Below are 3237 nucleotides of genomic sequence, written 5' to 3'. Positions count from 1 at the left end.
GCCGACGCCGTGGCGGGCTGCACGATGAGCGGCAACTCGAGGGTGTTCTCGTCGTCGTACCCGTCGGCGATCAGCGCGGTGACGTCGAAGAGGTCGGGGTCGAGGACCGAGCCGATCTGGGACGCGACGCGGGCGGGGATGACGTGCAGGTGGCCGTCGGGGCCACAGGTCTGGCGGATCACCGCGTTCTCGTCGGCCGGCCGGACCGTGGCGTGCGGGCAGCCCGGTCCGGTGTCCCGTACGGTCACCACGTCCCCGGTCAGCAGGGTGACGGTGTGCGTCTTCGGATCGGCCGTGGCTGCGGGTGCGCCGGTCTGACCGATGTGGCGGGGTCCGGCCGTGGCCGCGCCGCCCGGTAGGGCGGTCAGCGTGGTGGCCGTGACGGCGATGGCCAACAGCCACCGCGTTTTCCTGAGCATGGTGCTCCTCGTCTTATGTGGACGAAAGCGCCTCTTCGGGCGACTTCCTGCAAGATCATATGCACGGAGACGACCAGGCGGGCACCCCTTGACGAGGGGTTTTCCGGCCCACGCGCTGCGGATTTCGCCGTTGTATCGCCGACGGGCTCAGTTCGATGTCGTTTCGATTGCGGCCCGCCGGACCGGCGGCGACGGCGTGGACGACAGGTGCGTACCCGGTCGAAGGGATCGACGCGACGCCGGACCGGACCTAGCATGGCGACGAATGGATCTTCGAGATCGGCTCCCGCCCACCCCGGCAACCAGCCCAACCGAAGGGAGACGCGCATGCGTCGACCCCGTCATCTGGCACTCCTGAGCGTCGGCGTGTCCGGCGCGCTGGTGCTCAGCGCAGCCCCACCAGCGGCTGCCGCCCCGCCCCCGCCCACCACGCCCACCGGCATCGTGGTCAGCGACGGCATGACCCAACCCGTGTTCTCGCTCGCCGACGCGATCGAGGAACGCGTGTTCGTCCAGACCCCGGTGGACACCGACCACGACGGCCGACTCGACCGGGTGGCCATCGACATCTCCCGTCCCCGGGAAACCGCCACCCAGGGCTTCAAGGTGCCGGTCATCTTCGAGCACAGCCCCTACCGCAAGGGCACCTGGGGTGACGTGCCGTACCCGAGCGTGCTGGTCGACGACCTGCCGCAGAACGGTCTGACCGACCGCTCCGGCCGCCGGGCGCTCGACGTGGGCACGCAGCGGGCCCAGGCCAAGGCCAACCTGCCCGGCTCGCTGGATGACTACTACGTGCCCCGCGGGTACGCGGTGGTGCTCGGCCAGAGCGTCGGCACCGGCGACTCGGACGGCTGCCCGACCAGCGGCGACCAGGCCGAGACGCTGGGCACCAAGGCCGTCATCGACTGGCTCAACGGCCGGGCGAAGGGGTACGACGCCAACGGCGCCCCGGTCACCGCCGGCTGGACCACCGGCGCGGTCGGCATGACCGGGGTCTCCTACAACGGGACGCTGCCCAACCAGGTCGCCACCACGGGCGTCAAGGGGCTCAAGACCATCGTGCCGGTCTCCGCGATCAGCAGCTGGTACGACTACTACCGGGCCAACGGCCTCGTCGTCGCACCCGGCACGTTCCAGGGCGAGGACCTCGACATCCTGGCCCAGTACACCGCCGGACAGGCCCGCGCCGAGGGGCAGTGCGCCGACGAGCTCGCGAAGATCACCGAGGAGCAGGACCGGATCACCGGCGACTACTCCACGTTCTGGCGCGACCGCGACTACCTCGACGCCCGCGACGTCGAGGCCAGCGTCTTCGTGGTGCACGGCCTCAACGACTGGAACGTGAAGACCGAACACTTCGCCGGCTGGTGGGACGAGCTCGCCAAGCGCCACGTGCCGCGCAAGATCTGGCTGCACCAGGGCGGGCACGGCGGCCCGGGCAGCAGCGCCTCGGTGACCCTGCCGAGCGGCCAGACGTGGACGTACAAGCAGACCGAGAACCGCTGGTTCGACTTCTGGTTGTGGAACGTACGCAACGGCATCATGGACGAGCCGACGGCGGTGCTCCAGCGCGAGGATCGCGCCTACACCACGTACGCCAACTGGCCCGACCCGGCCGCGCGGGAGGTCGGGCTGCGCTTCGCCGCCACCGACGCCACCGCGCCGGGCACCCTCACCACCGGCAAGCCGCCCAAGGCCACTGTCGAGCAGAGCTTCGTCGACGAGGGCCGGACCATCCACCCGGACACTCTGGTGTCCAATCCGGACACCGCGAGCGCCAACCGGCTCGCCTACCGTTCCCCGGAGCTGACGCAGAGCGTGCGCATCTCGGGGCGTCCGGAGATGCGGCTGCGGATGGCGATCGACAACAAGCCGGACGCGAACCTCACCGCGTACCTGGTCGACTACGGGCCGGCCGGGTCGACCGCAGCACCGACAGTGGTGACGCGAGGCTGGATGGACCCGCAGAACCGCAAGAGCGCCGCCCGCACCGAGCCGGTCAAGCAGGGCAAGCTGTACGACTACCGGTGGACCATGGAGCCGAAGGACTACGTCTTCCCGGCGGGCCACCGCATCGGCGTGGTGGTTTTCTCCAGCGACCAGGAGTACACCCTGCTGCCGCTGGGCGGCACCGAGCTGCGGGTCGCGCCGAAAGACAGCGAGCTGCGACTGCCGGTGGTCGGCGGGCGGGCCGTCCTCGGTTTCTGATCAGCTCCGGGAACGGGTGGGGCGGTTCGACGACGCGTCGGGCCGCCCCACCCGGGTGTGGTCGTCGGCGGTCTCGGTGTGTGCGAGCGCGGCGAGCAGCCGCAGTTTCTCGTCGCTGTCGCTGTCCTTGTCGGGGTAGTAGACGACGAGGATGACGTCACCGATGGGGAGTTTGTCCCGGTGGAGGCGCAGTTCACCGACGACGGGATGGTGGACGGTGGTCGTGCCCCCGTCGAGGCTGCGGACGTCGTGGCGGGCCCACAGGGTCCGGAACCGCTGACTGGACAGCGCGAGTTCGCCCACCAGCTCGACGAACCGGGGGTTGTCGATGTCGTCGCCGATGGTGGTGCGCAGGGTGGCGATGAAGTCGGCGGTGGCCTTCGTCCAGTCCTGGTGGAAGGCTCGTTCCTCCGGATCGAGCAGGAGCGAGCGCAGCCGGTTCTGACCGGGCCGCAGGCGCGGGGAGAGCGCCACGGCCATCGGGTTGGAGGCCAGGACGTCGAAGGCGCGTCCTTCCACGAACGCGGGGATCTGAAGGTGGGCGAGCAGTTCGTACACCCGCGCCGGTACGTGCTCGGACCGCTTGCGGCGCGGCGCCCTGGGACGC

The 3237-nt window shown here is 70.3% G+C and carries 1 protein-coding gene and 2 pseudogenes; 1 reads left to right on the top strand and 2 read right to left on the bottom strand.

Annotation, left to right across the window (positions count from 1 at the left end; genetic code table 11):
* Nucleotides 1–419, bottom strand: a pseudogene (locus tag KBX53_RS27235) (hypothetical protein); the annotation flags it as partial.
* A gap of 327 nt (nt 420–746) precedes the next feature.
* Here KBX53_RS27235 and KBX53_RS27230 point away from each other — a divergent pair.
* Nucleotides 747–2630: a Xaa-Pro dipeptidyl-peptidase gene (locus KBX53_RS27230; protein ID WP_210862391.1), complete on the top strand. Its 1884-nt coding sequence runs from the start codon at nt 747–749 to the stop codon at nt 2628–2630.
* On the opposite strand, the pseudogene KBX53_RS27225 reads toward KBX53_RS27230, so the two are convergent.
* Nucleotides 2631–3237: pseudogene (locus KBX53_RS27225) on the bottom strand (transcriptional regulator); the annotation flags it as partial. It lies immediately after the preceding gene.

The sequence above is a fragment of the Micromonospora sp. M51 genome, from assembly GCF_018070305.1.
Taxonomy (GTDB): Bacteria; Actinomycetota; Actinomycetes; order Mycobacteriales; family Micromonosporaceae; genus Micromonospora; species Micromonospora parva.
This window is presented reverse-complemented; position numbering and strand designations above follow the sequence as displayed.

Bases quoted from the DNA above. Each gene is read 5' to 3' on its own strand.
- KBX53_RS27230 (WP_210862391.1), top strand. From the start codon at position 747: ATGCGTCGACCCCGTCATCTGGCACTCCTGAGCGTCGGCGTGTCCGGC.